The following is a 26750-nucleotide window of genomic DNA, read 5'->3' as shown; positions in this document are numbered from 1 at the left end:
TCGGTCACTCCCTAACGTGTCACTCGGCCTCTGGACGTACCCCCCAGGCCAAGCCAGCTTAGGGCCCGTGCGGCCGGTCCGGGGCCACGAGCCGCCAGAGCCTCACGCGCGCCTGGCTCGCGCTTGGCGAACGACAGCAGCATGCCGAGCGCGGCGAGGGTGGGCAGCAGCGCTGAGCCGCCGTACGAGACCAGAGGGAGGGGGATGCCCGTGATCGGCAGGACGCTGAGCACGGCCCCCATGTTGACGGTCGCCTGCCCCACGATCCAGGCGACCATGGCGGCGGCGGCGAGCCTGATGAAGGCGTCGTTGACGCGGACGGCCACGCGCAGCCCCGCGTAGCCGAGCAGCCCGAACAGCATCACCACCATGAGCGTGCCCATCAGCCCGAGCTCCTCGCCGACGATGGCGAAGATGAAGTCGCTCTCGCCGTGGGGCAGCCAGCTCCACTTCTGCCGGCTGCTGCCGAGCCCGAGCCCGAACCAGCTTCCTGAGCCCATCGCGATCTGGCCCTGCACGGCCTGGTAGCCGGCGCCCTGCGCGTCGGCCCACGGGTCGAGGAAGGCGCCGATGCGGGCCATCCGGTACGGCTCCACCCTGATCATGATGACCGCGGCCAGCACCGCCAGCGCCATGATGCCGCCGAACAGCTTGACCGGCGCCCCCACCACCCACAGCAGCGACAGGAAGATCATGAACAGCACCAGGGTGGTGCCCAGGTCGCGGCCGAGCATGACCATGACGGCCAGGATCGCGGTGCCGGGCATGAGCGGGATCAGCAGTTGCCGCCACTCGATGCGGCCCTGCCGCGCCCGCCTGGCCAGCAGGTCGGCCCCCCACAGCACGAGCCCCAGCTTGGCGGGCTCGGACGGCTGGATGGTCAGCGGGCCGATGTAGATCCACCGCTGCGCGCCCAGCTCGGACGAGCCGATGAACAGCACCATGACCAGCGCGATGATCGACAGCGCCATCAGCGGGTAGCCGGCCCATCGGAAGAACTTGTCGGGCAGCCGCGAGCACACGTACATGACGGGCACGCCGATCGCGGCCGACAGCGACTGCTTGATGAACCACGAGAACGGGCTGCCGGTCTTCTGCAGCGCCTCGATGCTGGAGGCGGACAGGACCATCATCAGCCCGAGCGCGAGCAGCAGCGCGCTGCACATGATGATCAGGTAGTAGGTGGTCAGCGGCCGGTCGAGCAGCTCCTTCAGCGCGCCGAGCTGCTCGCGCGCCCATCCCTGCGGGTTCTGCTGCGCGGGGGCGGGCGGCCGGACCCGTTCCTCAGCGCTCGCGCTCATGTCGCTGCTTCAGCTCCCGTACGGCACGCGCGAAGGCCTCCCCCCGCGCCGGGTAGTTGGCGAACATGTCGAGCGAAGCCCCCGCCGGGGAGAGCAGCACGGTGTCTCCTGGAGAGGCCAGCCGCGCGGCTTCGGTGACGACTTTTTCCATCGCACCAGTGTCCCGATCCGGGATGTCCACGAGGGGGACATTCGGCGCGTGTCGCGCGATGGCTTCGGCGATCCTGGCGCGATCGGCGCCCAGCAGGACCGCGCCGCGCAGTCTGGGGGCGGCCTGGCGCACCAGGTCGTCGACGTCGGCGCCCTTCAGCTGCCCGCCCGCCACCCACACCACCGACGGGTACGACGCCAGCGCCGCCGCGGCGGCGTGCGGGTTGGTGGCCTTGGAGTCGTCGATGTAGTCGACCTCGCCGACCCGGTCCACGTGGGCGAGCCGGTGCGGGTCGGGCACGAAGTCACGCAACCCCTGCCGTACGGCCTCGGACGGCACGCCGAGCGAGCGGGCCAGGGCGGCGGCGGCCAGCGCGTTGGCCACGTTGTGCGGCGCGAAGGGACGGATGTCCTCCAGCGTCGCCAGCTCCTCGGCCGCCTCCACCGGGTCGCTCACGAACGCCCGGTCCACCAGCAGGTCCTCCACCACGCCGATCTCGCCCCGCTTGGGCACGCGCAGCGTGAACCCGACGGCGCCCGGGTACGGCGCGGCCAGCCGGGCGGTCCCGGGATCGTCCGCGTTGAAGATCACGGTCCCGGCGCGCTCGTACACGCGGCCCTTGGCGGCGGCGTACTCCTCCATGGACCCGTGCCAGTCGAGGTGGTCGGGGGCCACGTTCAGGATCGCCGCGGCGTGCGGGGCCAGCGTGCCGGACCAGTGGAGCTGGAAGCTGGACAGCTCGACCGCCAGCACGTCGTACGGCTCCGCCACGGCCTGCACGACGGGCACGCCCACGTTCCCCACGGCCAGGGCCCTGCGCCCGTCGGCCTGGAGCATCGAGGTGAGCATGCGCACGGCGGTGGTCTTGCCGTTGGTGCCGGTGAGCGCCAGCCAGGGGGCGGCCTGCTCCGGCCGCAGCCGCCAGGCCAGCTCCACCTCCCCGACGACCTCGACCCCGGCGCTCAGCGCGGCGGCGATCAGCGGATGGTGCGGCGCCCACCCGGTGGTGACCACGCGGGTCACCCCGTCCGGCAGCGTCATCGCGCCGAACCGGGTCTCGACGCCGTGCCCGGCCAGCTCGGCCGCGGCGGCGAGCTGCCGCTCGCCCTCCACGCCCTCCACGACCACGACCCGCTCGCCACGCCCCGCCAGCACCCTGGCCACGGCGGTGCCGGACACTCCCAGCCCGGCCACACAGGTGTAACTCATTACTTGGGCATCCACTCCACGTAGAACAGCCCGAGCCCGAGCGCCGCGCACAGGATCGCGATCAGCCAGAAGCGGACCACGATCGTGGTCTCGGCCCAGCCCTTGAGCTCGAAGTGATGCTGCAGGGGGGCCATTCTGAACACGCGTTTCCCTGTCATCTTGAACGACCCGACCTGGATGATGACCGACAGCGTGATGACCACGCACAGGCCGGCCAGGATGATCAGCAGGAGCTGGGTGCGGGTGGCGATCGCCAGCCCGGCCAGCACACCGCCCAGGGCCAGCGAGCCGGTGTCGCCCATGAAGATCTTGGCGGGCGGGGCGTTCCACCACAGGAACCCGATCAGCGCCCCCAGCACGGCGGCGGCCACCACGGCCAGGTCCAGCGGGTCGCGCACCCAGTAGCAGTTGGGGCCGAGCTGGTCGATGCAGTTGTTGCGGAGCTGCCAGTTGCCGATCAGCACGTACGCCGCCAGCACGGCGCCCGTCGCGCCACTGGCCAGGCCGTCGAGACCGTCGGTCAGGTTCACCGCGTTGGAGAACCCGACGATCATGATCAGCACCCAGATGGTGAACCCGACGATGCCGATCGACGGGCCGATGTCACGCAGGAACGACACACGGGTCTCGGCGGGGGTGATGCCGTACACGTTCGGCTGGCGCGTCACCAGGAACGCGAACACCGCGCCGACGACGAGCTGGCCGAGCGCCTTGGCGCCGCTGCGCAGGCCCAGGCTGCGCTGCTTGTAGATCTTGATGAAGTCGTCGAGGAACCCGACCGCGCCCAGCCCCGTCATCAGGAACAGCACCAGCATGCCCGACACCGTCGGGGGCTCCAGCATGGCCAGGTGGGAGGCCCCGTAGGCGAGCAGCGCGGCCAGCACGAACACGATGCCGCCCATCGTGGGCGTGCCCTTCTTGCCCAGGTGGGCCTGCACGCCGTCCTCGCGGACGTTCTGGCCGACGCCGCGCCGCGAGAACAGCCTGATCGCCAGCGGGGTGCCCAGCATCGAGAGGATCAGGCCCACCGCACCGGCGATGATGATGTTGGTCACTGGGGGGCACCCCCGAGCACGAGCTCGGCCGTCCGCTCCAGGCCCATGGCCCTCGGGCCCTTGATCAGCACCGCGTCACCGGGGCGCAGCCACCCGGCCAGCTCGGCCGCGGCCGACTCGGCGTCGGGCACGTGCACGATCCGCGTCGGCTGCCCGTAACCGGGCTGCGCGGGCGCTCCCGGAGGCGGCCCTCCCACATACGGCCCGCCCACCTGCGGCCCGCCCGCCTGAGGCCCGCCTGCGTGCGGCCCGCCCGCCTGAGGCCCGCCCACCTGAGGCCCGGCCACGTGGGGCCCGCCGCCCTGCGGCGCCTGCCACGCCGGCGCGCCGTCGGGAGCCTGCCACCCCGGCCCGCCGGACGGCACCTGACTGCGCGGCACCTGACCGTGCGGCACCGGCCCATGAGCACCGGGCACCGCCCCCTGGGGGCCGGGCAGCGGCGCGCCGGGACCCGCCTGGGCCACGCGCTCCTGGACGGCGGCGTGCGCGCCGGCCAGCACCGGCTCGGCGTCGGGCCCTGCGACGATGAGCCCCGCCAGCCCCGCCCCACCGGCGAGCCGCCCGAGCTCGGCGTTGAGCGCGGGCCCGTCCTCGCCCAGCTCGCGCAGCGCCGCGATGACCGCGAAGCGCCGCCGCCCCTTCCCGAGCATTTCGAACGCGGAGAAGGCCGCCTTCATGGAGTCGGGGTTGGCGTTGTAGGCGTCGTTCACGACGGTCACCCCGTCGGCCCGGTCGGTGACCTCCATCCGCCACCGGCTGCGCGGGGTGGCCTCCGACAGCTCCTCGGCGATGGTCGCGACGGGAAGGCCCAGCTCGTACCCGGCCGCGGCCGCGGCGAGCGCGTTCTCGACGGCGTGCTCCCCGTACAGCTGCAGCGAGACGTGCGCGGCCCCCGAGGGGGTGCGCAGGGTGAACGAGGCGCGCCCGCGCGCGTCGACGACGACCCCTTCGGCCCTGATGGACGCCTGCTCGCCGCGCCCGTAGTAGGTGACGCGCGCCTCGGTGCGCGAGGCCATGCCGCGCACCAGCGGGTCGTCGGCGTTCAGTACGGCCACGCCGGAGCGCGGCAGCGCCTCGACCAGCTCGCCCTTGGCCTTGGCGATGGCCTCCTTGCCGCCGAACACGCCGAGGTGCGCGGTGCCGACGTTGAGCACGACGCCGATCTGCGGCGGCGCGATGCGCGTCAGGTCCTTGATGTGGCCGATGTTGCGGGCGGCCAGCTCAAGCACCATGTACCGGGTGTCGAGGTCGGCGCGCAGCACGGTCAGGGGGTGGCCGAGCTCGTTGTTGAAGCTGCCCTTGGGCGCGACGGTGGCGCCGATCCTGGCGGTGAGCCGGGCGAGCAGGTCCTTGGTGCTGGTCTTGCCGGCCGAGCCGGTCACGCCGATGACGGTGACGTTCGACAGCATGCGGACCTGCGCGGCGGCCAGCTCGGCCAGCGCGGCGGCGGTGTCGGGCACGATCACCGCGGGCGCCTCGACCGGCCTGGAGGCCAGCACGGCGACGGCTCCGGCCCGGATGGCCTGCGCGGCGTAGTCGTGACCGTCGACCCGCGCGCCCTTGATGGCGACGAACAGGGATCCCGGTTCTACGGCCCGCGAGTCGATCACGACGGGCCCGCGCACCACGGCGCGGGGATCGGCCATGCCCGACAGGGCTCCCGAGGTCATCTCGGCGATCCTGGCCAGAGGCAACGGGATCATTAGTGCTTCCTGCTTTCCTTGCGTGCGTCGATCGCTTCGGCGACCACTTCGCGGTCGTCGAAGGGGATCACCTCGCCTGAAACGTACTGGCCCTGCTCGTGACCCTTGCCTGCTACGACGATCACGTCGCCGCGCCCGGCCCTGGCGATCGCCAGGCCGATGGCGGCCGCGCGGTCGGGCTCAATGATCACATGAGCGCGGTCGTGCTGCGGAACGCGGAGCGCTCCCTCCATCATCGTCGCGAGGATGGCCAGCGGATCCTCCGAGCGGGGGTTGTCGCTCGTGAAAATGGCCACATCCGCCAGCTCGGCGGAGATCTCGCCCATGATGGGTCGTTTGCCCTTGTCGCGGTCGCCGCCGCAGCCGAGCACGATCGTCAGCGTGCCGTTCGTGACCGTACGCAGCGAGCGCAGCACCGACTCCACGGCGCCCGGCTTGTGGGAGTAGTCCACGACGGCCTGGAAGTCGTCCTGCGCGCCCGTGACGCGCTGCATGCGCCCCGGCACCCCGGTCAGCCCGCCGACGCCGTGCACGGCCGTGTGCAGCGGCACCCCGGCCTCGACGAGCGTGACGATCGCGCCGAGCGCGTTGGCCACGTTGAACGGGCCCGGCAGCGCCACGCTCGCGTCGGCCTCGACGCCGCCCGGCCCGACCACCCGGAAGACGCTGCCGTCGGAGCCGAGCCTGGCGTCCACCGCCCGCCACTCGGCCGCCGGGTCGCCCAGCGCCGAGAACGTGGTCATCGGCACCTTCGCCAGGTCCAGCAGCTCCCGCCCGTAGCGGTCGTCGAAGTTCGTCACCCCGGCGCGGCTCAGCTCCGGCTGGAACAGCTTCGCCTTGGTAGCGAAGTAGTCCTCGAAGTCCTTGTGGAAGTCGAGGTGGTCCTGCGACAGGTTCGTGAACAGGGCGACGTCGTAGTAGAGGCCGTCGACCCTGCCGAGCGCGAGCGCGTGGCTGGAGACCTCCATGGCGGCCGCGGTGACGCCCTCCTCGCGCATCAGCGCGAACAGGCCGTGCAGGTCGCTGGCCTCCGGGGTGGTCAGCGTGGGCTGGAAGCGCAGGTCTCCCGCGTGGATCTCGACGCCGCCCACCAGCCCCGCCCGGTGCCCGGCGGCCCGCAGGCCCGCCTCCAGCATGAACGTGGTGGTGGACTTGCCGCTGGTGCCCGTGACGCCGAGCACCTGGATGTCGTGGGCCGGCTGCCCGTACACCCAGGAGGAGATCTGCCCGAGCAGCGCGCGCGGGTCGGGCACGATGAGCACGGGCAGCCCGGTGGCCACGGCGGCGTCGCGGCCGGCGCGGTCGGTGAGCACGGCCACCGCCCCGCCCGCCATCGCGTCGGCGGCGAAGGTGGCGCCGTGCACCCGGTTACCGGGCAGCGCGACGTACAGGTCGCCGCGTCTGACGTTGCGGCTGTCGATGGTGACGCCTGTCAGCGCGGCATGCGGTGATCGCGAGGTGCCCGAATCGGCGTCGAGCATGGTCGCGAGCCCGGTCAGCGGGCGAGGCGGGCTGGTCGTGGGACGCATAGACGACGGGGGACGCACGGCGAGAGCGTACCTTCCCTGGTCACTGTCCGGCGCGCGTACGCACCGTCGGCGCGGCGGAGCCTGTGGGAGGAATCTTCTTGCTCTTGATGGCGAACGTCATCACATCCTTGAAGACAGGGGCCGCCAACTCGCCCCCGAAATGGCCATTCTTCGGGTTCTGCACCACTGAGAGCACCACCAGCCTGGGATCGTCCGCCGGGGCGAAGCCGACGAACGAGGCGGTGTAGCCCTCGTAGCGGCCGAGTTCGGCATCGTAGCGGTTGGCGGTGCCGGTCTTGCCCGCGACCCGGTAACCGTCGATGGCGGCGAGCTGGCCCGTGCCCTCCTCGCCCACCGCGCTCTCCAGCATCGTCGCGATCTCCTCGGCCGTCGTCTCGCTCACCACTCTGGTCTGCTTGCCTGCGGGAGCCGGGACGAACCTGCCCGTGGCGTCCGTCGTGCCCGCCACGATCTGCGGCTCGATCCGCACGCCGCCGTTGGCGATCGTCTGGTAGACGCTGGCCATCTGCAACGCGGTCACCGAGACGCCCTGCCCGTAGGCGACCGTACAGCTCTGGCTGCCCGACCACTTGCGGTAGTCGGGCAGCAGGCCCGCCTCCGCGCTGGGCACGCCGCCGCCCGGCGTGCTGCCGAACCCGAACGCCTTCAGCATCTCGTACAGCTTCTGGCTGCCCACCTTGCGCGCCGCCATGACGGTGGCCACGTTGCTGGACTGCGCCATCGCCTGACGGAACGTCAGCGCCTCCACCTTGTGCGCGTGCGCGTCACGCAGCACCTGGTCGGCGCACCTGATCCGGTCGGGCACCTGGTACACCGTGTCGGGCGTCACCGCCTTGGCCTCCAGCGCGGCGGCGGCGGTGATCACCTTGTTGGTGCTGCCAGGCTCGAACACGTCGGCGGCGGCCTTGTTCGAGTAACGGGACGCGGGGGCCTTGCGCCAGTTGTTCAGGTCGAGCTCGGGGGCGTTGGCCATGGCGACGATCTGCGACGTCCGCACGTCCATGACGATCACGGTGCCGCTGTCGGCCTCGGACTTGCGCACCTGCTCGCCGATCGACTTCTGCGCGGCCCACTGGATGTCGCGGTCGATCGTCAGCCGCACGTCCTGCCCGTCCACGGGCGCGGTGCGCTGGCTGCTCGTCATCGGGATGCGCTGGCCGTCGCGGCCGGTCTCCACCCGCTGCTCGCCGTCGCGCCCGGCCAGCAGCGAGTTCCTGGCCTGCTCCATGCCGCCGAGGCCGTTGCCCTCGTCGCCGACGAACCCGATCAGGCTGCCCGCCAGCTCACCCGCCGGATACAGCCGCTTGTACGTCTTCTTCGCCGACAGCGCCGGCACCGGCCCCTGCAGCAGGCGCGTGGCCACCACGGGATCGACGTCCCTGGCCAGGAGCTGGTAGTGGGTGCCCGTCCTGGCCAGCTTCGCGGCGATCTCCTGCTCGCTCTTGCCGAGCTGCTGGGCCAGGATCGCGGCGGCCTTCGCGCGCACGTCGGCCGGCACCTTGGTCGGGTCGATCGACACCTCGCGGGCCTCGACGGTGACGGCCAGGTCGTGGCCGTTGACGTCGGTGATCGAGCCGCGCTTGGCGGGGATCGTCTCGGTGTGCTGGCGCTGGTCGGCGGCTGCGGCCTCGTACACCTTCGAATCGAGGCCCTGCATCTGGATCAGCCTGCCGGCGAAGATCGACAGGATGAACGTCATGCCGATCAGGCCGAAGTTGATCCGCCTGCGCGGGCTGCCCAGCCGCAGCACCAGCGGGGGGCGCGGCGGCCTGGGCGGTGGCCTGCGCGGCCCTCTGGGCGGCGGCACGTCCCCGCCCCGGGGCGCCACCCGCTCGCGCGCCGGCCGCTCGTGCGGCTCCGGTCGCGGGCTTCCTGACGGGGTACGGCGCTGCGGCCCTGACTCCCGCCGCGCTCCCGCCCCGCGAGCCGCGCCACCACCGGACCCGGCACTCCGCGAACCGGCCTGCCGGTCGTCGGCCCGATCGCCCGCACGACCTCGCCCATCGGCCCTGTCGCTCGCACGACCACGCGCACCGTCGCCGGGCCGTTCACCGGCGCGACCGCGCGCACCCTCGCCGGGCCGTTCACCGGCGCGACCGCGCGCACGGTCGTCCGACCGCTCGCCCTCGCGGTTGCGCCCACGCTCGTCCGGCCGCTCGGCGGCGCGGCCACGCGTGCGGTCGTCGGCCCGGTCGCCCGCCCGGCCGCGCCCGCGGTCGTCGCGCCCCTGCACGCGCCCTCTGAGCCGCTCGTCCTCATCACGCCCCCTCGGGCGCTCACCGTCGTCCTGGGGCCGCCTGCGGGTGCCGTCACCGGTGTCCCCCCGCGACCGGCCCCCGGACCGTTCGTCGCGGGAACGCGACCGCCCGCGCGCGTCGTCCGCCGGATCCTGGCGGGACCGCCCGCGCCCCTCGTCCCCGGAGTCACGCCCAGGCCGGTCACGCTCGTCGTCGCGCCCGAACGTGTCACGTCCGAACGGCAGGTCGAGGGGGTCGCGCGGCCGTCGCGGCGGGTTCTCGGGCGACGCGGGACGGCCGGTGCCGTCCGAACGCCCCCCGTCGGAGCGTGAGGCGCCGCCTTGGCGCCCCGCCCGCCCCGGACCTCCCGGCGTACGACGAGCGGCGCCGGGCCCTCCTTGAGAGCCGGCGCCGCCAGCGCCGCGGCCGGGACCCTGCCCCTTGCCGCCTGATTCCCTCACCGCTCCGTGTCCACCCGGCTCGCCTGGTCACCGGCGCTGCTCCAGCTGTTGACCTCGTCCCAGTCGCGGTCGTAGCCCTGCTTCTCCGCCAGGTCGGCGATGTTCTCGGGCTGCGTCTTGAGCTGGTACTTCTGGTCGATCTGCTCGTTCTGCAGGCGCGCCTCGGCGATCTCCTGGCGCAGGGTGGCGTCGGTGATGGCGTCCTGGGCGAGCATGGTGTTGAGCAGGAGCAGGCTCACCAGGCCGCCGCAGAGCAGCCCGACGACGAGCAGCACGAACGGCGCCCGCTGCCGGCGCGCGGGACGGGACCGCGGCGCGGGACGGCCCGGCCCGGCCTCGGCACGCGGGCGACCGCCGACCGGCCGCTTGCCCGCGGCCTGGCCACGTACCCGCTCGACGAGCGGCGTCCTGCGGCTCGTGGCCCGCGACCGCTCAGCGGCCGGCGTCTCCCGACCGGCGGCCTCACGCGCCCGCTCGCCCGTCTCCCGACCGGCGGCACCCCGCACCCGCGAACCCGCCTCACGACCAGCGGCGCCACGAGCACGCTCGGCGGCGTCGCGGGCGGCGGCCCCCCGCGCGCGTCCGGCGGCGGGCGTCGTGCCGTCCGCGTCGGCACGCGCGCGCTCGTCGGCCGGCCGCCTCCCGGCGGCCTCGGCGCGCGCCTGCTCGGCGGCCGAGCGCTTGGCCTCGGCCTCGCGCCGCGCGTCGGGACGGGGACGCGGCTTGGGCTGGTGCGTGGTCGCCGAGCGGCGGGTGCCCGTCTTGGGCACGGCGCGGCGGCCGGGCGCACCCTTGCCGGTCTCCTGCTCAGTCGTCAACACGGATCCTCTCTGCCGCCCGTAGCCGGGCCGAGGCCGCCCGCGGGTTGCGGGCGAGCTCTTCGTCGCTTGGGAGCTCCGCTCCCCTCGTCAGCAGGCGGAACCTCGGCTGGTGAGCCGGTAGCGGGACGGGCAGCCCGGGTGGGCTGGTGTCCCTGGTTCGCGCCGTGAGGGCCTGCTTGGTGAGCCGGTCCTCCAGTGAGTGGTAGGAGAGCACGACGACTCGCCCACCGAGCACCAGCGCGTCGAGTGCCGCGGGGAGCGCCGCCTCCAGGGCGGACAGCTCCGCGTTCACCTCGATGCGCAGCGCCTGAAAAGTCCGTTTGGCCGGGTTTCCCCCGGTGCGCCGGGTCGCGGCGGGGATCGCATCGCGGACGATGTCCGCCAGCCGCTTCGTAGACGTTATTGCCTCTTTGGCCCGTTCCTTGATGATGAGGCCCGCGACACGCGGAGCGAATCTCTCCTCGCCGTAGACGCGCAGGATGCGCGTCAGGTCGGCGGCGTCGTAGGTGTTGACCACCTGCTCGGCCGTCAGCTCCTGCGAGGTGTCCATGCGCATGTCGAGCGGCGCGTCATAGGAATAGGCGAACCCGCGCTCCGCCTCGTCGAGCTGCGGCGAGGAGACGCCCAGGTCGAACAGCGCCCCGTCGATGGCGGTGCGCCCCGTGCGGGCGAGCACGTCGGCCAGGTCGGCGGAGGACGCGTGGACGAGGGTGATCCTGTCGGCATGGGGGGCCAGCCTGCGCGTGGAGAAGTCGATGGCGAAGGGGTCGCGGTCGATCCCGATCAGATGCAGCCCTGGGTGGGCGGCGAGCAGGGCCTCCGAGTGGCCGCCGAGGCCGAGGTTGGCGTCGACGACGACGGGAGCGGGCCCGGAGAGCGCCGGGCCGAGCAGCTCCAGAACGCGTTCGAGCATCACCGGAACGTGACCGCCGGTGCCGACGTCGTCACTCATCTCCAACCCCCCTCTCGCGTCCTTGCTCGCGGTTGACGCGTTCACCGATCGTTTCGCCGGTCCTTCCTGGGTCCCCACCCGGAGCCGCCCGGCCAGGTCCCCATCCGCACCCTCTTCGTGGACGCCCGCCATCTGACACCGGGGAAGGTGCATCAGTTGGCGGACAGTGGTTGCGGGTGGAGACCTCGCCGAACGACATCGCCGACGGATCGACCGTGGTCACTACAAGATCCCTGGCAGCACCTCCTCCGACAGCTCGGAAAACGCCTGCTCCTGCGCGCTGAGATAGGTGTCCCAGGCCTGTGCGTCCCAGATCTCCAGCCGGGTGTTGGCCCCGATGACGACGCAGTCACGCTCCAGCCCCGCGTACTGGCGGAGACTCTGCGGGATCGTGATGCGCCCTTGCTTGTCTGGTGTCTCGTCGGACGCGCTGGCGAAGAAGACGCGGCTGTAGTCACGCACCGCCTTGGCGGTGACCGGGGCGGTGCTGAGAGCCTCGGTTATGCGCTGGAACTCCTCCACGGGAAACACGTAGAGGCATCGCTCCTGGCCTTTGGTGATCACAAGACCCTCCGCCAGCTCCTCACGGTACTTAGCCGGCAGGAACAGCCGTCCCTTGTCGTCCAGACGCGGTTGATGGGTGCCGAGGAACATCGGCCCCACCTCCCGTGCCTCGTGAAGCGCTCAGCGCTGGTGCACCGGGCTCTCCACTGCGCACCACCATACTCCACTTCTCCCCACCGTCAACTGATTCGAACCGTCTTCATCATCGGTTTCCGTTGCGTTACCGCAGGTCAGAGCGATGGGGCGGGGTGGGGGGCGGGCAGCCGGGGGTCAACCCTCATGGGCGTGTCGAGGGTTCGGAACGCCGTGGAAACAGGGGCTGCGGGGGCGAGGGGGGCTCCGGGTGGAGGAAAGTGGGGCGCCCCGCGGGGTCCGGTGTGTCACTGGATTCGCACTGCTATGCCACAAGAACAGGAACTTTGCCGGTGTTCGCTGGAATATCCGCAAATGTCGCTCAAGAACCCGCAGCGTCGTAGGGTCGTACAGACAATGGAAAAGGAATGGCATGGCTCCCGCAAAGGCACCGTACCGGGACAGCCGTCGCACTTCTCATGGAGGCCTGGTGGCAGTAACCCATGACGTCCCTCCCCAGCTCGACGAGCTGGTCTCCACAGCCCACCGGATTCGGCAGGCCATCGAATCGGTGATCGAGGGCAAGAGCGACGCCGTGCGCCTCACGCTGACCGTCTTGCTCGCAGAGGGCCACCTACTGATAGAAGACGTGCCGGGTGTCGGCAAGACGATGCTGGCCAAGGCGCTCGCTCGCTCCATCGACTGCCCGGTGCGCCGCGTGCAGTTCACCCCCGACCTGTTGCCCAGCGACATCACCGGAGTGAGCGCCTACAACCAGCAGACCAGAGAGTTCGAATTCAAGCCGGGGCCCGTCTTCGCCAACATCGTGGTGGGTGACGAGATCAACCGTGCCTCCCCCAAGACGCAGTCCGCGTTGCTGGAGTGCATGGAGGAGCACCAGGTGACGGTGGACGGGCACACGTACCAGCTCGACGCGCCGTTCATGGTGATCGCCACCCAGAACCCGATCGAGATGGAGGGCACCTATCCCCTGCCCGAGGCGCAGCGCGACCGCTTCACCGCGCGCGTCGCGATGGGGTACCCGGAGCCGACCGCCGAGCTGGAGATGCTCGACGTGCACGGCGGCACCTCGCCGCTCGACAAGCTGGAGCCGGTGGCGACGACGGCGGAGGTGCGCGCGCTCATCGAGGCCGTCCGCGGCGTCTACGTCTCCCAGGCGGTCAAGAAGTACGCCATCGACCTCGTCGTGGCCACCCGCCACTCCCCCGACCTGCGGCTGGGCGCCTCTCCCCGGTCCACGCTGCAGCTCGTGCGCGCCGCGCGGGCGCACGCGGCGCTGGCCGGGCGCGACTACGTCATCCCTGACGACCTTCAGGACCTGGCCATCCCCGTGCTGGCGCACCGCCTCCTGCCCAGCGTCGAGGCGCAGGGGCAGCGCCGCCTGCCCGAGCAGGTGGTGACGGACCTGATCAGGCGCGTGCCTGTGCCGGAGACCCGCGCGTGAGAGCGGGAATGCGGGCGCTGACCTCCAGGGGGCGGTCGTTCCTGGCGTCCGGGATCGCCGCCCTGCTGATGGCGTTCCTCCTGGGCGAGAACGACCTGTTCAGGATCGGCGTCCTGGTGACGGCGCTGCCGCTGCTGGCCGCGATGGTGGTGGCGCGGACCAGGTACCGGCTGAGCTGCGCCAGGCGGCTGGACCCGCCGAGGGCCGAGGTGGGCGGAGAGGCCACCGTGACCCTGCGGCTGGAGAACGTCACCAGACTGCCCACCGGCCTGCTGCTCATCGAGGACACGGTCCCGTACGCGCTGGGCGTGCGGCCCCGCTTCGTGCTGGACCGGGTCGAGCCGCGCGGCGTGCGCGAGATCGACTACCGGGTCCGGTCCGACCTGCGCGGCCGGTACACGATCGGGCCGCTGTCCATCCGCATCGCCGACCCGTTCGGGCTGGTGGAGCTGACCCGCTCGTTCACGATCAGCGACACGCTGGTGGTGACGCCGCACGTCGCGGCGCTGCCGCACGTCCGGCTGTCGGGTGAGTGGACGGGCGGCGGCGACAGCAGGACCAGGAGCGTGGCGGCGGCCGGCGACGACGACGTGGCCCCCCGCGAGTACCGGCAGGGCGACGACCTGCGCCGGGTGCACTGGCGCTCGACGGCCCGCTACGGCGAGCTGATGGTGCGCCGCGAGGAGCAGCAGTGGCAGAGCCGCGGCGCGCTCCTGCTGGACACGCGCCGGCACGCCCACCGCGGCGAGGGCCCGCGCTCGTCGTTCGAGGTGGCGGTCTCGGCTGCGGCCTCCATCGGCGTGCACCTCGCCCACGAGGGCCTCGGCCTGCGGCTGGTCACCGACCAGGGCGCCGAGCACCTGACCGACTCGGGCCTGAGCTACTCGCTGCTCGACACCCTGGCCGTGGTACGGCACAGCCCGGCCCGCTCCCTGGAGATGGGCATCTCGGCGCTGCGCTCCGGCGGCGGCGACGGGCTGATCGTGGCGGTGCTGGGCGCGATGGACGCCGACGAGGCCAGGGAGCTGGCCAGGCTGCGGCACAGCGGCATCACCGGCGTGGCCGTCCTGCTCGACGTGAGCACGTGGGAGGGCCGCGACCGGGCCGCCGAGGAGAACCACCAGGCCGTGCAGACCGTGCTGGCCGGGTACGGCTGGCGCATCGTCCGGCTGCCCGCGGGCACCTCGATCGCCTCGGTGTGGCAGGACGCCGCCAACCGCGGCAGGTACGCGCTCGGCCCGACGGGAGGAGCGGCATGAGACTGACGATCGCCTCGGGGGTGTCCGCGTTCACCGCGGCCTTCCTGCTCTCCCCGCTCTTCCAGGGCGGCGGCTGGTTCTGGACGTCGCTCGGCGCGGTGCTGGCCGTGGTGGCGGCGGGCCTGCTGAGCAGCCGCCTGTCCCTGCCCGCCTGGGCGGCGCCGCTGGTCGGCCTGGCCGCGACGTGGATGTACCTGACCGCGGTCTTCGCCTCGGAGGAGGCGTGGGCGCTGGTGGTCCCCACCAAGGGGTCGGTGCTGGAGCTGGCCAGGCTGCTGGGCGTCGGCTGGGCCGACATCCAGCGCTTCGCGGCCCCCGTACCGGAGACCGAGGGGATCACGCTGCTGACCGCCGGCGGCGTCGCGATCATCGCGATCACCGTGGACCTGCTCGCCGCGCGGGTGCGGCGAGCAGCTCTGTCGGGGCTGCCGCTGCTGGCGCTGGCCACGGTGCCGGCCACGATCCTCACCGAGCCGATCAGCTGGTGGGCGTTCATCGTGGCGGCGCTCGGCTTCGTCAGCCTGCTGCTCGCCGACGGGCGCGAGCGAGTGGGCCACTGGGGCAGGGCGGTGCTGGTGCGCCGCACCCGCCAGGCCACCTCCACCCCCCCGGCCACCTCCGGGACGGCGGCGGGCGGCGGTTCCGCCGACACCACCGCCATGCGGCTGTCGGGCAAGCGCATCGGGTTCGCCGCGATCCTGCTGGCGGTGCTGCTGCCCGCGGCACTGCCGGCGATGGAGCCGGTGTCCTTCTTCACGTTCGGCGTGGGCGGGCGCGGCTCGGGGCCTGGCAACTCGATCAGCATCGCGAACCCGATCGCCAGCCTCAAGGGCCAGCTCGACCTGCCGGAGCGGCGGGTGGTCCTGACCTACGCCAACGACGACCAGAAACCGCACTACCTGCGCATCTACGCGTTGGACACGTTCGACGGCCAGCAGTTCGGCATGACGCAGCCCAAGGGCGCGCCGCAGAACAGGACGGAGAACGGCCCGCTGCCCGAGCCGCCGGGGCTCGGCCCCGAGGTGAAGGTCAACAACGTCGTCAGCAACATCCAGATCAGCGACGAGATCGAGCAGTTGCAGTTCCTGCCGCTGCCGTACCCGCCGCGGGAGATCAGAGTGGACGGCGACTGGCGGGCCGACGTGGACACGCTGATGGTCTTCTCCACCCGCGAGGAGGCCGCCGGCATCCAGTACGACGTCTCGACCAGCGAGCCCGAGCCGACCGCCGACCTGCTCGACTCCCTCGACGGCATCAGGCCCGAGGTGGACCGGCGCTTCCTCGCCCTGCCCGGCGACCTGCCGCCGGAGGTCGGGGACCTGGCCACCAAGATCACGGCGGACGCCAAGACCACCTACGACGCGGCGCTGAAGCTGCAGGAGTTCTTCACCAAGCCGGGCAACTTCCAGTACGACCTGCGCACGCAGGGGCACAGCGGCTCGGCGCTGCGGGACTTCCTGATCCGTGACCGGGTCGGCTACTGCGAGCAGTTCGCCTCGGCGATGGCGGTGCTGGCCAGGATGGTGGGCATCCCGTCGCGAGTGGCGATCGGCTACACCGGCGGCATGCAGGTCGGCGACCGGTGGGAGGTCGGCACGAACGACTCCCACTCGTGGCCTGAGCTGTACTTCGAGGGTGTGGGCTGGCTGCCGTTCGAGCCGACCCCGTCGGGCGCGGCCGGGCAGGGCAGCGCGCGGGTGCCCGCCTACGCGCAGCCGCGGCCGACGTCGACGCCCGGGACGAGCAGCACGCCGACGCCGGGGGCGAGCAGCTCCTCCGCCGACGAGCCGCAGAACCCGGCGACCCGGCGCAACCCCCGCGAGCTGGACCGCGAGGGCACGGTCGCGACCGGCACCCTGCCCCCCGACGACTCGATGCCGCTGATCGGCAAGATCGGCATCGGGGCGGCCGCGCTGCTGCTGGTCCTGCTGATCCCGGCCGGGCTGCGACTGATCACCAGGAACCGGCGGGTGCGCAGCCTCGGCTGGAAGGTGTCACAGCCCGCCGACGAGCTGACGGCCCGGATGGTGTCGGGCCGCAACCAGCTCACGGTCGCCGCCGCGTGGGCCGAACTGGACGACGTGCTGTACGACTACGGCATGGCCCGCGAGCCCAGCGAGACGCCGCGGGCGCTGGCCCGGCGGCTGATCCAGCAGTACGAGTTCGACGCCGGCTCGGCGGCGGCCGTCACGGCCATCGCCTCGGCGGTCGAGCGGGTGCTGTTCGCCAGGGACCCGGGACGGATCGAGCCCATGAGCAAGGACCTGCGCAAGGTGCGGCAGGCCCTGGCGATCACGGTGACACGGGGCAGGCGGGTGCGGGCGGTGCTGCTGCCGCCTTCCACGCTGCGCCGGCTGCGGTTGCTGGGCGAGCGTCTGCTGGACGGGTTCGATCTGCTGGAGACGATCAGGTTGCGGCGGACGGCGGCCCAGAAGGGCGGCTGAAAGATTCAGGCCTCGTGTGCGGGTGAGGGATCATCCGCACACGAGGAGGATCACGGCGGCCTGAGGCGCGCGGGCGGGCCGGCGGCCTCAGGTGTGGCTGCCGGGGCCCCGTATCTCCCCGGCGGTCACCACCTGGCGGCGCCGTCGAGCACCGCGTTCACACCGACCGCACGTCGTGCGGCCGTCCCCGGACAGGGGGCGGCCGCACACCGTCGGTCTATCGATCAGCGCTCGTCGTGACGACGGCGCCAGCGCTCTTCCATGCGCTCCATGAAACTGCCCCGGTTTCCCCTGCGGGCCTGCTTGCCCGGAGGAGGCGCCGTGCCTGAGGCGGGGGCGGTGTCACCGAACCCATTCATCTTTTTCCAACTGGACAGGCCCCACAGACACGCGGCGAGCATGACCACGAAACCGCCGACGCCGAGCGGGATCAGACTCATCACCACGCCGACCATCATGATGACGACGCCCAGGGCAAAGCCGATGGAGGCTTTGATGAGGCGACGCTTGTAATGGCTGCGCGGGTCACTGATCCTTACGGTGTTGGCCCACTTCGGGTCCTCGGCGTAGAGGGCCTGCTCGATCTGGTCGAGCAAGCGCTGCTCGTGCTCAGAGAGCGGCACGGCGCCTCCCAAGGACGGCCCCAGGACGGGGAAGACGGCAACGGACGACACGGGGTGTCCGAACCTCGCGGTCGGTTATCCCCAGAATACGAGGCTGTAGACGTAGGCGAAAGCAAACGTCCAACGCAGACCAAACCGGAGGTGACGTCATGGCTCTATTGTGGCCCATCTCGCCCCCCTTACCCCAAAATCCTGACACGGGCGCCCCCAGCATGTCCGGACATCGAACGTCATGTCTCTATTTCATCAAGCTTGCCACGTACAAGCGACGCCGGGAGCACCGCATCGGGCCCGAATCTTCGGATCGCCTTGTCCATGGCCTGCTCCGCCTCGCGCCATCCCGTCTCCTTCTCCCCCAGAGTGAGCTGGCGGGTGGCCTCATCGGCCGGCCGAAGGTTCTCCATCCGGACCCCCACCAGGCGCAACCGCACCCGGTCGAGCCCGGCCGCCTCGAACAGCTCGCAGGCGGTGGCGTAAATCACCTGGGCCACGTCGGTCGGCTCGCGCAGCGTGCGCGAGCGACTGATCGTGGTGAAATCGGCTCGGCGTAGCTTCACACTTACAGTTCTTCCCACGTGACCGGCCTTACGCATGCGGGCCGCCACCCGCTCCGACAGGCGCAGCAGTTCCCGCTTGATCACTTCGGGGTCGTCGACGTCCGCCGCGAACGTCTCCTCGTTGCCGATGCTCTTGTCGGGCACGTGCGCGGTCACGGGCCGTTCGTCACGCCCCCAGGCCAGTGCCGCCAGGTGGCCCCCCGCGGCCTGCCCCAGCTCCCGCTGGAGCGTGCTGGGCGGCACTCTGGCCAGATCTCCGACCGTCCGGATGCCCAGGCGTACGAGGGACTGCTCGGTGCGCTCACCGACCCCCCACAGGGCGGACACGGGCAGCGGATGGAGGAAGTCGACCACCTGGTCGGCGGGCACCACCAGCAGCCCGTCGGGCTTGCACTGCTTGGAGGCCAGCTTTGCCACGAATTTGCTGCTCGCCACGCCCACCGAGCACGTGATCCCGTAGCGGTCGAGGACCTGCTCCCTGATCATCGCGGCCACGGCGGCGGGCGCGCCGAGCCGCCGCCGCGCCCCGCCGACGTCGAGGAACGCCTCGTCGGACGCGATCGGCTCCACCAGCGGGGTGATCGCGTGGAAGATCTCCATGACGCCCTTGGAGACCTCGGAGTACTTGCCGTGGCTGGGCGGGATGATCGTGGCCTGCGGGCAGAGCCTGCGCGCCCTGCTCATCGGCATCGCCGAGTGCACGCCGAAGGCCCTGGCCTCGTAGGTGGCGCTGAGCACGACGCCGCGCCCGGCGGGCGAGCCCACGATCACCGGGCGGCCGCGCAGCTCGGGACGGTCGAGCAGCTCGACGCTGGCGAAGAACGCGTCCATGTCGACGTGGAGGATCGGGCAGCCGCTGTCATCGACCCCGGTCCGCGGAGCGGGGCCGATGCCGGTGATCTGCTTGCGAGACACGCCGACCAGTCTATCCGAACAGGCGTTCTACACCGAGGGGCGCAGGCATGCGAGCTTCTTTCAGTTGCGGTGGCCGAGCACGTGGAGCTGCGTCGCGATGTCACGCAGCACGGGATGGGTGGCGGCGGCCTGCTCCAGCTCCACCAGCGCCTGCGCGGCGCCGGGCTCGCCGTCCACCAGCCGGCTGGGCACCAGGTCGGCGAAGACGCGCACGCCGTGGATCGGGCCGACCGCGAACCCGGTCGCGCTCAGCAGCTCCACGAGCGTGTCGGCGGCGAAGCGCCGGGGGGTGGGGTCGCGGTCGCCCCAGGTGCCGCTCGGGTCGTCGAGCACCGCCTTGGCCTCGTCGAACTGCCCCGACAGCGCCCGGTGGATCGCGCTGGCGACGGGGTTGGCGGCCAGCACGCTGACGGCGCCGCCCCTGCGCAGCAGGCCCGCGACCGCGGTCAGCGCGCTGATCGGGTCTTCCACGTACTCCAGCACGCTGTGGCACAGGACCAGGTCGGCGGCGTCGCGGTGGAGCAGCTCGCCCAGGTCGGCGGCGTCGCCCTGGAGACCGCGCACGCTGACGCCCTTCTCCTTGGCGCGGCGCTCCAGCGCGGCCAGCGAGTCGGGGCTCGGGTCGACGACGGTGACCGCGTGGCCCAGCGCGGCCAGCGGGACGGCGAACCCGCCGGTGCCGCCGCCGGCGTCGACGATGTCGAGCGACTCCCGGCCGGTGGCCGCCGTGCGCTCGGCAAGCATGGACCGCAACGCGTCCCAGACGACGGCGGTCCGCACCGCCGGGGTCCTCGTGGTGACGCCTTCAGCACGCAACGTCGGCTCGCCTCTCTCCCGCAGAACTACGCACGCCGCGAAGGTGCACGTCGCGAACGGCTTTCTTCGTGGTCGGCCCCAGCCTACGCCGTACGCGGGAGCTCCCGCTCCCCGCCGCCGATACCCGTTGCGCCCGGTCGCCGGACGGCCTCCGCAACGCCGCGGAAAAGCGGGCGGACATGGAAAAGGGCGCGTCGCGGCTGGTGACGCGCCATTTCCCGTACGGTCTCGCCACGGCCACACGGTCAGGCCCCCGCCCCGGGCTGACGGGAGCGACGCCTGACCGCGCGGCAGTTGCACGCCCCTCGCCTCGCGAGCCATGGTGCAGGCCGGCGTGGTTGGAACGTACCCCGAACGCGCGACCCCGGCCCGCGAAGTCGCGAGCAAAGGGGGTGTCTAAAGGGTGAGGCTTGGCTTGAGCTGCTTGAAGCGGGCCAGCAGCCCGTTGACGAACTGCGGGGACTCGTCGGTCGACAGCTCCCCCGCCAGGTGCACCCACTCGCTGATGACCACGCCCTCGGGCACGCCGGGCATCCAGAGCAGCTCGTACGTGCCGCCGCGCAGCAGGTTACGGTCGACCGCGGGCATCCGGTCGAGTGTCCAGCCCTCGGCGTAGGTGGTGATCAGCTCGTCGATGCGCGCGTGGTGCCTGGCGACACCCTCGACGATGGCCGAGGTGTACTCGTTGACCGGCGGCTCCTGCCGCTCCACGCGCTCGGCGAGGATCTTCAGCGGATCCTCGCCGCGCAGCTCGGCCTCGAACAGGATGTCGAGCGCCCGCCTGCGTGCTTTGCCCCGCGCCGACACCTCAGGCCCGGCCGAGGTATTCGCCGCTGCGGGTGTCGACCTTGACCTTCTCGCCGGTGGTGATGAACAGCGGCACCTTGATCTCGGCGCCGGTCTCCAGCTTGGCGGGCTTGGTGCCGCCGGTGGAGCGGTCGCCCTGGAGGCCGGGCTCGGTCTCGGCGATGGTCAGCTCGGCGGCGGCGGGCAGGTCGACGTAGAGCGCGGAGCCCTCGTTGAAGGCCACCGTGGCCAGGGTGTTCTCCAGCATGTAGTTGGCGGCGGTGCCGACCGTGCCGCTGGGCACGTTGACCATGTCGTAGGTCTCGGTGTCCATGAAGACGAAGTCGTCGCCGTCCTTGTACGAGTACTGCATCTCGCGCTTGTCGACGTTGGCCACCTCGACCTTCACCCCGGCGTTGAAGGTCTTGTCGACGACCTTGCCGGAGAGGACGTTCTTGAGCTTGGTGCGCACGAACGCGCCGCCCTTGCCCGGCTTGACGTGCTGGAACTCCACAACGGCCCACAGCTCACCGCCGTCGAGCTTCAGCACCATGCCGTTCTTGAGGTCGTTGGTCGTCGCCACTCGTTCTTCTCCCGCGTGTGGCCGCTCTAAAGGACGAGCAGCTCCTTGGTCGTCTTGGTGAAAAGTTCCGGCCCGCCCGCACGTGCCACGAGGGTGTCCTCGATCCGGACGCCGCCCCGGCCCGGTAGGTACACCCCAGGCTCGACGGTGATCGGAACTCGATCCTCTAGTCTACCGGTCCGCGAGGGGCCCAGGAACGGCTCCTCGTGGATCTCCAGCCCCACCCCGTGGCCGAGACCGTGCCTGAAGTGCCCGCCGTGGCCGGCGTCCTCGATGACAGAGCGGGCCGCCTCGTCCACCTCACCGGCCCGCGCGCCCGGCGCGAGCGCCCGCCTGCCGGCCCGCTGGGCGGCGGCGACCAGCTCGTAGAGCTCCCGCTGCCAGGCGGCGGGCGGGCCGAGGCTGACCGTCCTGGTCATGTCGGCGTGGTAGCCCTGGTAGCGGGCGCCGAAGTCCATGGTGACCAGGTCGCCGGCGCGCAGCTCCCGCGAGGTGGGGGCGTGGTGCGGGATCGCGCCGTGCTCGCCCGCCGCCACGATCGTGTCGAACGCGGGCTTGTCGGCGCCCAGCTCGGCCATGCGGCGTTCGAGCAGCCCGGCCAGCTCGCGCTCGGTCATCCCGGGGGCGATGCGCGGGCAGACGTCGGCGAAGGCTTCGTCGGTGATGGCGCAGGCGGTGCGGATCAGCTCCAGCTCGTCCTCGTCCTTGACCGATCGCAGCAGCTCGACCGTCGGCCCCAGCGGCACGAGCCCGTCCCCGAGGCCGTCCCCCAGGCGGCGGTAGGCGGCCACGCTCATGCTCGCGGCCTCGATGCCGACGCCCGGCGCCGCGAGCCTGCCCGCCACGTCCGAGACCTCGACCGACGGCACGTCCAGGGTGCGTGCCGCCTCGATGTAGCGGTTGTCGGTGGCCAGCATCGCGGTGCCGTCCATCCTGACCAGGACGGCGGCGTTGGAGCTGGCCAGGCCGGTGAGGTAGCGGACGTTGACGGGGGAGGTGACGAGCAGGGCGTGGACCTCGCAGGCGGGCAGCAGCTCCGCGAGCCGCGCCCGGCGCGCCGCGTAGTCGAAGGTCATCCGCCCAATGTACGTGTCACGCCCCTCTTGTCACTATTGCCCGCCAAGTCCCAATTCGCCTATTCGGCGGGGACCTGCCAGTCCCGCATGAAGTCCGAGGCCGGGCCCGACCCCTCCATGTCGCCCTTGGCCTGAGCCCTGGCCAGGTCGCGGTAGACGTCGGCGATCTGGTCGAGCGTGGCGTCGATCTGACCCTGCTCGTACTTCCCGGCCGCCTTGCGGATCTTGTCGCTGGCCTTCTCCGCGACCTTCGGGTCGATGCCGCCCATGCTCTGCTGGGCCATCAGCGCCTCGTCGAACCTCCGCAGCCACGTGGCGTACCCGCCGGGCGGGATCGCCTCGCCCAGCGTGGCCTTCGGTTCCGAGGTCTCGCGCAGGTGGTCGGGCTCCTCTTCCTCGCCGGGGCCGGCGGTGACCGCGAAGCTCGGGGACGGGTCGGGCGTGGGCGGCAGGCTGCTGGGGGTCTGCGTGGTGGGTTCGGGGGTGTTCACCGCGACGGGCGGCTCCTGGCGCGCGCCCGCCCACATCACCATGCCGATGGTCACGGCCGCGATGACGACGACGGCTATGCCGAGCTGGAGGATCAGCTTGCGGTTCGGGGACGAGGGCCGCTCGGGCTCCAGGTCGCCCGCCTGGTAGACCGCCGTGTCCCCGGCCCTGGGCGGCGGCCCGCCCGCGGCCTGGAAGATCTCCGTCGCCCCCGTGTCCGCGCCCACGGCGCCCGCTCCGGCGCCGGTCGCGCCCGCGGCTCCGGGCCGCAGGCCGGGGTCGCGCAGGGAGATCCCGGTCACCGGCGGTCCGGCCGGCCCCGGCTTGGGCCGCGCGATGGCCGCCAGCGCCCGCCGGATGGCCTCACCGCTGGCGGGCCGCCGCGCGGGGTCCTCGGCGAGCATGGCCAGCACCAGCCGGTCCAGCTCGGCCGGCACCTCACTCCTGATCGCGCTGGGCGGCACGGGCCGCGCACCGGCGGCTCCCGCACCAGCGGCCTCCGCACGCCCGGCCTCCGATTGCCCGGCCTCCGGTTGCCCCGCTTGCCCCGCCTCCGGTCGCCCCACCTCTGAAGCGGCCCCGTCCCCGAAGGCCGGCCGCCCGCACAGCAGCTCGTAACACACGCACCCGAGCGCGAACACGTCCCCCGGCGCCTGCGCCGCCTCTCCCGCGGCCCGCTCGGGCGCCACGTACCGGCTCCCGGCGGCCACGGGGGCCCGCTCGTCCATCCCGAACCCGACGACCTTGAGCACCCCGCTGCCGGCCTGGCGGAAGCTGTCGGGACCCACCCGCCCGTGCACGACCCCGGCCCGGTGCGCGGCGTCCAGCCCGGCCGCCGCCTGCCCGACCAGGTCGCACACCTCGACGATCTTCATCGGCCCGCGCGCCGCCAGCTCCTCGCCGAGGCTGAGCCCGGTGAGGAACTCCATGACGAGGAACGGCGCCCCGTCGTGCTCGCCGACGTCCAGGACCATGGCCACGTTCGGATGGATCACCCGGGCCACGGCCTGGGCGTGCTGCCTGAGCACCTCCCGGGTGGCGGCCCCGGCCGCCCTGGCGCCGAGCACCTTCACGGCCACGACCCAGTCGGCCCGCGTGTCGTAGCCCCGCCACACCTCGCCCATCGGCCCGCCGCCGATGCGCTCGTCAAGCCGGTACCGGTCGGCGACCAATGACGGCACACGCTCGGACATATCCCCGCCAAATCTCGAACATCACGATTTTCGACCCCACCATAGGGCCCACACGCCCCCACCCGCCCCACCTTCGACCCCGGCCGCCTCGACATAACGACTTTCGTTATTTACGATTATCGTTATGCCAACCCGCTGGATCATCAGACTCGAGATACTGCTGAGCATCGCCCTGATCCTGGGCGTCCTTGCCGCCCTGGCCGGTCTCGCCGGCACCGTCGCGATCGCGTTCTCCGGCACCTCACCCGGCATCGGCATCCCCCTGCACGTCTTCGACGTCCCGACCGCGGGGATCACCGTGGGCGGCGCCACGGTGGAGAACGTCTCCGCCGAGGTGACGGTCCGCCCGCGGGGGGCCTCGCCGCTCGCGGGCCTGCTCTACCTGCTGATGTGGGCGCCCGGCACGGTGACGGGCCTGCTGGCGCTGTTCACGGTCGTCCGGGCGCTGCGCAGGGCCAGGTCGGGCGATCGCGCCCTGTTCTCCTCGGTCACGGCCGGCCACCTGCGCAGGCTGGGCTGGATCCTGATCGCCGGTTCCATCGTGTCGGGCGTGCTCGGCTCCGTGGCGCAGGCCATACTCTCTCCCATGCTGCTGGCCGAGAGCTACCCGTTCTATCCGCCGCCGCCCGCGATGATCAGCGGCGTCGTGGCGGGGATGACCGCGCTCGGCGTGTCCGAGATCGTCCGCCGGGGCCTGGCCCTGCTCGAAGAGGTCGAGGCCACGATCTGATGGCCGAGCCGGTCATCAGGGTGCGGCTGGACGAGCTGCTCAAGGAGCGCGGCATGACGCTCACCGAGCTGTCGCACCGCGTGGAGATCACCGTGGTCAACCTGTCGATCCTGAAGAACGGCCACGCCAAGGCCGTGCGCTTCTCGACGCTGGCGCGCCTGTGCGAGGCGCTGGGGTGCCAGCCGGGGGACCTCCTGACGTACGAATGAGGGGGCGGCCATGGGCCACCCCCTCGTCCCGCGGATCCGATCAGGCCGCGGCGGGCTCCGGCACGCGCGCCCCGGGCGCGCGGTCGAGCGACTGCGGCGGCGCGTTGAAGACCGCCGTGTCCAGGCGTCCCTCGGAGCGGGCCACGAGCACCGGCACGACGAGCTGCCCTGCCACGTTGGTCGCGGTGCGGATCATGTCGAGGATCGGGTCGATCGCCAGCAGCAGGCCGACGCCCTCCAGCGGCAGGCCCAGGGTGCTGAGCGTGAGGGTCAGCATGACGGTGGCGCCGGTCAGGCCCGCCGTGGCGGCCGAGCCGACCACCGAGACGAACGCGATCAGCAGGTAGTCGCCGAACCCGAGCTGCACCCCGAACACCTGGGCCACGAAGATCGCGGCCAGCGCCGGGTACACCGAGGCGCAGCCGTCCATCTTGGTGGTGGCGCCGAACGGCACCGCGAAGGAGGCGTAGTCGCGGTCCACGCCGTTGCGCTCGACCGTGACCCGCTGCGTCAGCGGCAGCGTCCCGACCGAGGAGCGGGAGACGAAGGCCAGCTCGATGGCGGGCCAGGCGTTGCGGAAGAACGTGATGGGGCTGACCTTGCCCCAGACGGCCAGCAGCGTCGGGTAGACGGCCAGCAGCACCACGAAGCAGCCGATGTAGACGCCGGCGCTGAACTTGGCCAGCGGCGCCAGCAGCTCCCAGCCGTACGTGGACACGGCCTTGCCGATCAGGCCCGCGGTGCCGATGGGCGCCAGCCGCAGCACCCACCACAGCGCCTTCTGCACCAGCTCCAGCACGGAGCGGGCGAGGTTCAGGAACGGCTCGGCCTTCTCGCCGACGGCCATCGCCGCCGCACCGAGGACGACTCCCAGAAACACGATCTGGAGGACGTTCACCTCGGTGAAGGCGGTCACGACGTTGGTCGGCAGGATGCCGGTGACGAAGTCGAGCCAGGTGCCCTGGGTGTCGGCGGGCTTGGCGGCGGCGGTGTCGAGGGTGACGCCCTGGCCGGGGTTGATGAGCAGGCCGAGCCCGATCGCCAGGGAGACCGACACGAACGCCGTGATCAGGAACCACAGCAGCGTCTTGGAGGCGAGCCTGGCCGCGCCGTTGACGTTGCGCAGGTTGGCCACGCTGACCAGCACGGCGGTGAACACCAGCGGCGGCACGGCCAGCTTGAGGAGCTGGACGAAGATCGAGCCGACCTGCTTCAGCGTCTCACTGAGCCAGGCCACGTCCCAGATCTTCGCGGCGAAGCCGAGTGCGACGCCGGCGGCCAGGCCCAGCAGGAGCTGCAGGGAGAAGGAGAATCTCTTCACGGATGAGGAAGCCTTCGCGAGAAGGGCATGCCGCGGCGGCACGCCTGGTGAGGGGTGTGGACGGACGAGGACAGCCGTCAGCGACAGAGCGACCCGTGCAACCGGCACAGGTCGATGTGCAGCCGCTCTACGAGCCACACGAACACCAGGGAAAACCTCACGAGGGCTCACAACACCCGTGAAAAGCGGAGCATTCCCCCCAAATGGG

At 72.0% G+C, this 26750-nt stretch carries 23 protein-coding genes; 5 read left to right on the top strand and 18 right to left on the bottom strand.

The window, feature by feature from the left end; genetic code table 11:
- Positions 1-11: 11 nt before the first annotated feature.
- The 9 genes from ftsW to mraZ all read right to left on the bottom strand — a co-directional run bounded on the left by ftsW (position 12) and on the right by mraZ (position 12094).
- Complete coding sequence (ftsW, locus tag FXF51_RS13980) at positions 12-1301, bottom strand: putative lipid II flippase FtsW (protein ID WP_148434846.1); 1290 nt, start codon at positions 1299-1301, stop codon at positions 12-14.
- Positions 1285-2661 (bottom strand): UDP-N-acetylmuramoyl-L-alanine--D-glutamate ligase, encoded by a 1377-nt coding sequence (gene murD, locus FXF51_RS13975; RefSeq protein WP_148434845.1) that lies wholly within the window; start codon positions 2659-2661, stop codon positions 1285-1287. Before murD ends, ftsW begins: the two co-directional genes overlap by 17 nt.
- On the bottom strand, positions 2661-3716 hold the full coding sequence (gene mraY, locus FXF51_RS13970; protein ID WP_148434844.1) for a phospho-N-acetylmuramoyl-pentapeptide-transferase: 1056 nt from the start codon (positions 3714-3716) through the stop codon (positions 2661-2663). Before mraY ends, murD begins: the two co-directional genes overlap by 1 nt.
- Positions 3713-5419, bottom strand: coding sequence for a UDP-N-acetylmuramoyl-tripeptide--D-alanyl-D-alanine ligase (locus FXF51_RS13965; RefSeq protein WP_316247620.1), 1707 nt, complete (start codon positions 5417-5419; stop codon positions 3713-3715). The genes mraY and FXF51_RS13965 overlap by 4 nt, the downstream gene beginning before the upstream one ends.
- Positions 5419-6948 (bottom strand): UDP-N-acetylmuramoyl-L-alanyl-D-glutamate--2,6-diaminopimelate ligase, encoded by a 1530-nt coding sequence (locus FXF51_RS13960; protein ID WP_148434843.1) that lies wholly within the window; start codon positions 6946-6948, stop codon positions 5419-5421. The genes FXF51_RS13965 and FXF51_RS13960 overlap by 1 nt, the downstream gene beginning before the upstream one ends.
- 40 nt (positions 6949-6988) lie before the next feature.
- The gene (locus tag FXF51_RS13955; protein ID WP_262379506.1) at positions 6989-8776 is read right to left on the bottom strand and encodes a peptidoglycan D,D-transpeptidase FtsI family protein; all 1788 of its coding nucleotides are present in this window, start codon (positions 8774-8776) and stop codon (positions 6989-6991) included.
- Positions 8777-9663: 887 nt separating this feature from the next.
- Positions 9664-10485 carry a hypothetical protein gene (locus tag FXF51_RS13950; RefSeq protein ID WP_148434842.1) on the bottom strand — a complete coding sequence of 274 codons (822 nt, stop codon included), beginning with the start codon at positions 10483-10485 and terminating at the stop codon, positions 9664-9666.
- Positions 10475-11440, bottom strand: coding sequence for a 16S rRNA (cytosine(1402)-N(4))-methyltransferase RsmH (gene rsmH / locus FXF51_RS13945; RefSeq protein WP_148434841.1), 966 nt, complete (start codon positions 11438-11440; stop codon positions 10475-10477). Before rsmH ends, FXF51_RS13950 begins: the two co-directional genes overlap by 11 nt.
- A 222-nt stretch (positions 11441-11662) precedes the next feature.
- Positions 11663-12094 carry a division/cell wall cluster transcriptional repressor MraZ gene (gene mraZ / locus FXF51_RS13940; protein ID WP_148434840.1) on the bottom strand — a complete coding sequence of 144 codons (432 nt, stop codon included), beginning with the start codon at positions 12092-12094 and terminating at the stop codon, positions 11663-11665.
- 415 nt (positions 12095-12509) lie between these two features.
- Between mraZ and FXF51_RS13935 the strand changes: the two genes are divergently transcribed.
- Genes FXF51_RS13935 through FXF51_RS13925 form a run of 3 tightly spaced genes read left to right on the top strand, consistent with a single transcriptional unit; the run spans position 12510 to position 17244 of the window.
- On the top strand, positions 12510-13541 hold the full coding sequence (locus FXF51_RS13935; protein ID WP_411268357.1) for an AAA family ATPase: 1032 nt from the start codon (positions 12510-12512) through the stop codon (positions 13539-13541).
- Positions 13538-14800, top strand: a complete 1263-nt coding sequence (locus FXF51_RS13930; RefSeq protein ID WP_148434838.1) for a DUF58 domain-containing protein — start codon at positions 13538-13540, stop codon at positions 14798-14800. The genes FXF51_RS13935 and FXF51_RS13930 overlap by 4 nt, the downstream gene beginning before the upstream one ends.
- Positions 14797-17244 carry a transglutaminaseTgpA domain-containing protein gene (locus tag FXF51_RS13925; RefSeq protein ID WP_148434837.1) on the top strand — a complete coding sequence of 816 codons (2448 nt, stop codon included), beginning with the start codon at positions 14797-14799 and terminating at the stop codon, positions 17242-17244. Before FXF51_RS13930 ends, FXF51_RS13925 begins: the two co-directional genes overlap by 4 nt.
- A 224-nt stretch (positions 17245-17468) precedes the next feature.
- Here the strand turns inward: FXF51_RS13925 and FXF51_RS13920 are convergent, their stop codons facing one another.
- The 7 genes from FXF51_RS13920 to FXF51_RS13890 form a co-directional block, all read right to left on the bottom strand.
- Complete coding sequence (locus tag FXF51_RS13920; protein ID WP_148434836.1) at positions 17469-17867, bottom strand: DUF3040 domain-containing protein; 399 nt, start codon at positions 17865-17867, stop codon at positions 17469-17471.
- 230 nt (positions 17868-18097) lie between these two features.
- Positions 18098-19339, bottom strand: a complete 1242-nt coding sequence (locus FXF51_RS13915) for a DNA polymerase IV (protein ID WP_148434835.1) — start codon at positions 19337-19339, stop codon at positions 18098-18100.
- Between the two features lie 60 nt (positions 19340-19399).
- Positions 19400-20119, bottom strand: coding sequence for a methyltransferase domain-containing protein (locus tag FXF51_RS13910; RefSeq protein WP_187414359.1), 720 nt, complete (start codon positions 20117-20119; stop codon positions 19400-19402).
- A 432-nt stretch (positions 20120-20551) separates the two neighbouring features.
- Positions 20552-20962 (bottom strand): transcription antitermination factor NusB, encoded by a 411-nt coding sequence (nusB, locus tag FXF51_RS13905; protein ID WP_148434834.1) that lies wholly within the window; start codon positions 20960-20962, stop codon positions 20552-20554.
- Between the two features lies 1 nt (position 20963).
- The gene (efp, locus tag FXF51_RS13900; RefSeq protein ID WP_148434833.1) at positions 20964-21524 is read right to left on the bottom strand and encodes an elongation factor P; all 561 of its coding nucleotides are present in this window, start codon (positions 21522-21524) and stop codon (positions 20964-20966) included.
- Between the two features lie 26 nt (positions 21525-21550).
- Complete coding sequence (locus FXF51_RS13895) at positions 21551-22600, bottom strand: M24 family metallopeptidase (protein WP_148434832.1); 1050 nt, start codon at positions 22598-22600, stop codon at positions 21551-21553.
- A 59-nt stretch (positions 22601-22659) separates the two neighbouring features.
- Positions 22660-24282 (bottom strand): serine/threonine-protein kinase, encoded by a 1623-nt coding sequence (locus FXF51_RS13890; protein WP_148434831.1) that lies wholly within the window; start codon positions 24280-24282, stop codon positions 22660-22662.
- Positions 24283-24406: 124 nt separating this feature from the next.
- Between FXF51_RS13890 and FXF51_RS13885 the strand changes: the two genes are divergently transcribed.
- Positions 24407-25012, top strand: coding sequence for a DUF2975 domain-containing protein (locus tag FXF51_RS13885; protein ID WP_148434830.1), 606 nt, complete (start codon positions 24407-24409; stop codon positions 25010-25012).
- Positions 25012-25221 carry a helix-turn-helix domain-containing protein gene (locus FXF51_RS13880; RefSeq protein ID WP_080041076.1) on the top strand — a complete coding sequence of 70 codons (210 nt, stop codon included), beginning with the start codon at positions 25012-25014 and terminating at the stop codon, positions 25219-25221. Before FXF51_RS13885 ends, FXF51_RS13880 begins: the two co-directional genes overlap by 1 nt.
- A gap of 40 nt (positions 25222-25261) precedes the next feature.
- Here FXF51_RS13880 and FXF51_RS13875 read toward each other — a convergent pair whose 3' ends face one another.
- Together FXF51_RS13875 and FXF51_RS63745 are read right to left on the bottom strand one after the other, a co-directional pair.
- A complete protein-coding gene (locus FXF51_RS13875; protein WP_148434829.1) occupies positions 25262-26542 on the bottom strand; it encodes a dicarboxylate/amino acid:cation symporter in 1281 nt (426 codons plus the stop codon).
- A 77-nt stretch (positions 26543-26619) separates the two neighbouring features.
- The gene (locus tag FXF51_RS63745) at positions 26620-26682 is read right to left on the bottom strand and encodes a putative leader peptide (RefSeq protein WP_350729229.1); all 63 of its coding nucleotides are present in this window, start codon (positions 26680-26682) and stop codon (positions 26620-26622) included.
- Positions 26683-26750 lie beyond the last annotated feature (68 nt).

This window comes from Nonomuraea sp. PA05 (assembly GCF_008086045.1).
Lineage (GTDB): Bacteria > Actinomycetota > Actinomycetes > Streptosporangiales > Streptosporangiaceae > Nonomuraea > Nonomuraea monospora.
This window is presented reverse-complemented; position numbering and strand designations above follow the sequence as displayed.

What these genes read in the sequence shown, in the direction of transcription:
- FXF51_RS13890 (WP_148434831.1), bottom strand. Translation starts at nt 24,282, where the DNA reads ATGTCCGAGCGTGTGCCGTCATTGGTCGCCGACCGGTACCGGCTTGAC.
- FXF51_RS13960 (WP_148434843.1), bottom strand. Translation starts at nt 6,948, where the DNA reads ATGCGTCCCACGACCAGCCCGCCTCGCCCGCTGACCGGGCTCGCGACC.
- FXF51_RS13885 (WP_148434830.1), top strand. Translation starts at nt 24,407, where the DNA reads ATGCCAACCCGCTGGATCATCAGACTCGAGATACTGCTGAGCATCGCC.
- FXF51_RS13965 (WP_316247620.1), bottom strand. Translation starts at nt 5,419, where the DNA reads ATGATCCCGTTGCCTCTGGCCAGGATCGCCGAGATGACCTCGGGAGCC.
- ftsW (WP_148434846.1), bottom strand. Translation starts at nt 1,301, where the DNA reads ATGAGCGCGAGCGCTGAGGAACGGGTCCGGCCGCCCGCCCCCGCGCAG.
- mraZ (WP_148434840.1), bottom strand. Translation starts at nt 12,094, where the DNA reads ATGTTCCTCGGCACCCATCAACCGCGTCTGGACGACAAGGGACGGCTG.
- FXF51_RS13895 (WP_148434832.1), bottom strand. Translation starts at nt 22,600, where the DNA reads ATGACCTTCGACTACGCGGCGCGCCGGGCGCGGCTCGCGGAGCTGCTG.
- FXF51_RS13935 (WP_411268357.1), top strand. Translation starts at nt 12,510, where the DNA reads ATGGCTCCCGCAAAGGCACCGTACCGGGACAGCCGTCGCACTTCTCAT.
- rsmH (WP_148434841.1), bottom strand. Translation starts at nt 11,440, where the DNA reads ATGAGTGACGACGTCGGCACCGGCGGTCACGTTCCGGTGATGCTCGAA.
- murD (WP_148434845.1), bottom strand. Translation starts at nt 2,661, where the DNA reads ATGAGTTACACCTGTGTGGCCGGGCTGGGAGTGTCCGGCACCGCCGTG.
- FXF51_RS13880 (WP_080041076.1), top strand. Translation starts at nt 25,012, where the DNA reads ATGGCCGAGCCGGTCATCAGGGTGCGGCTGGACGAGCTGCTCAAGGAG.
- FXF51_RS13925 (WP_148434837.1), top strand. Translation starts at nt 14,797, where the DNA reads ATGAGACTGACGATCGCCTCGGGGGTGTCCGCGTTCACCGCGGCCTTC.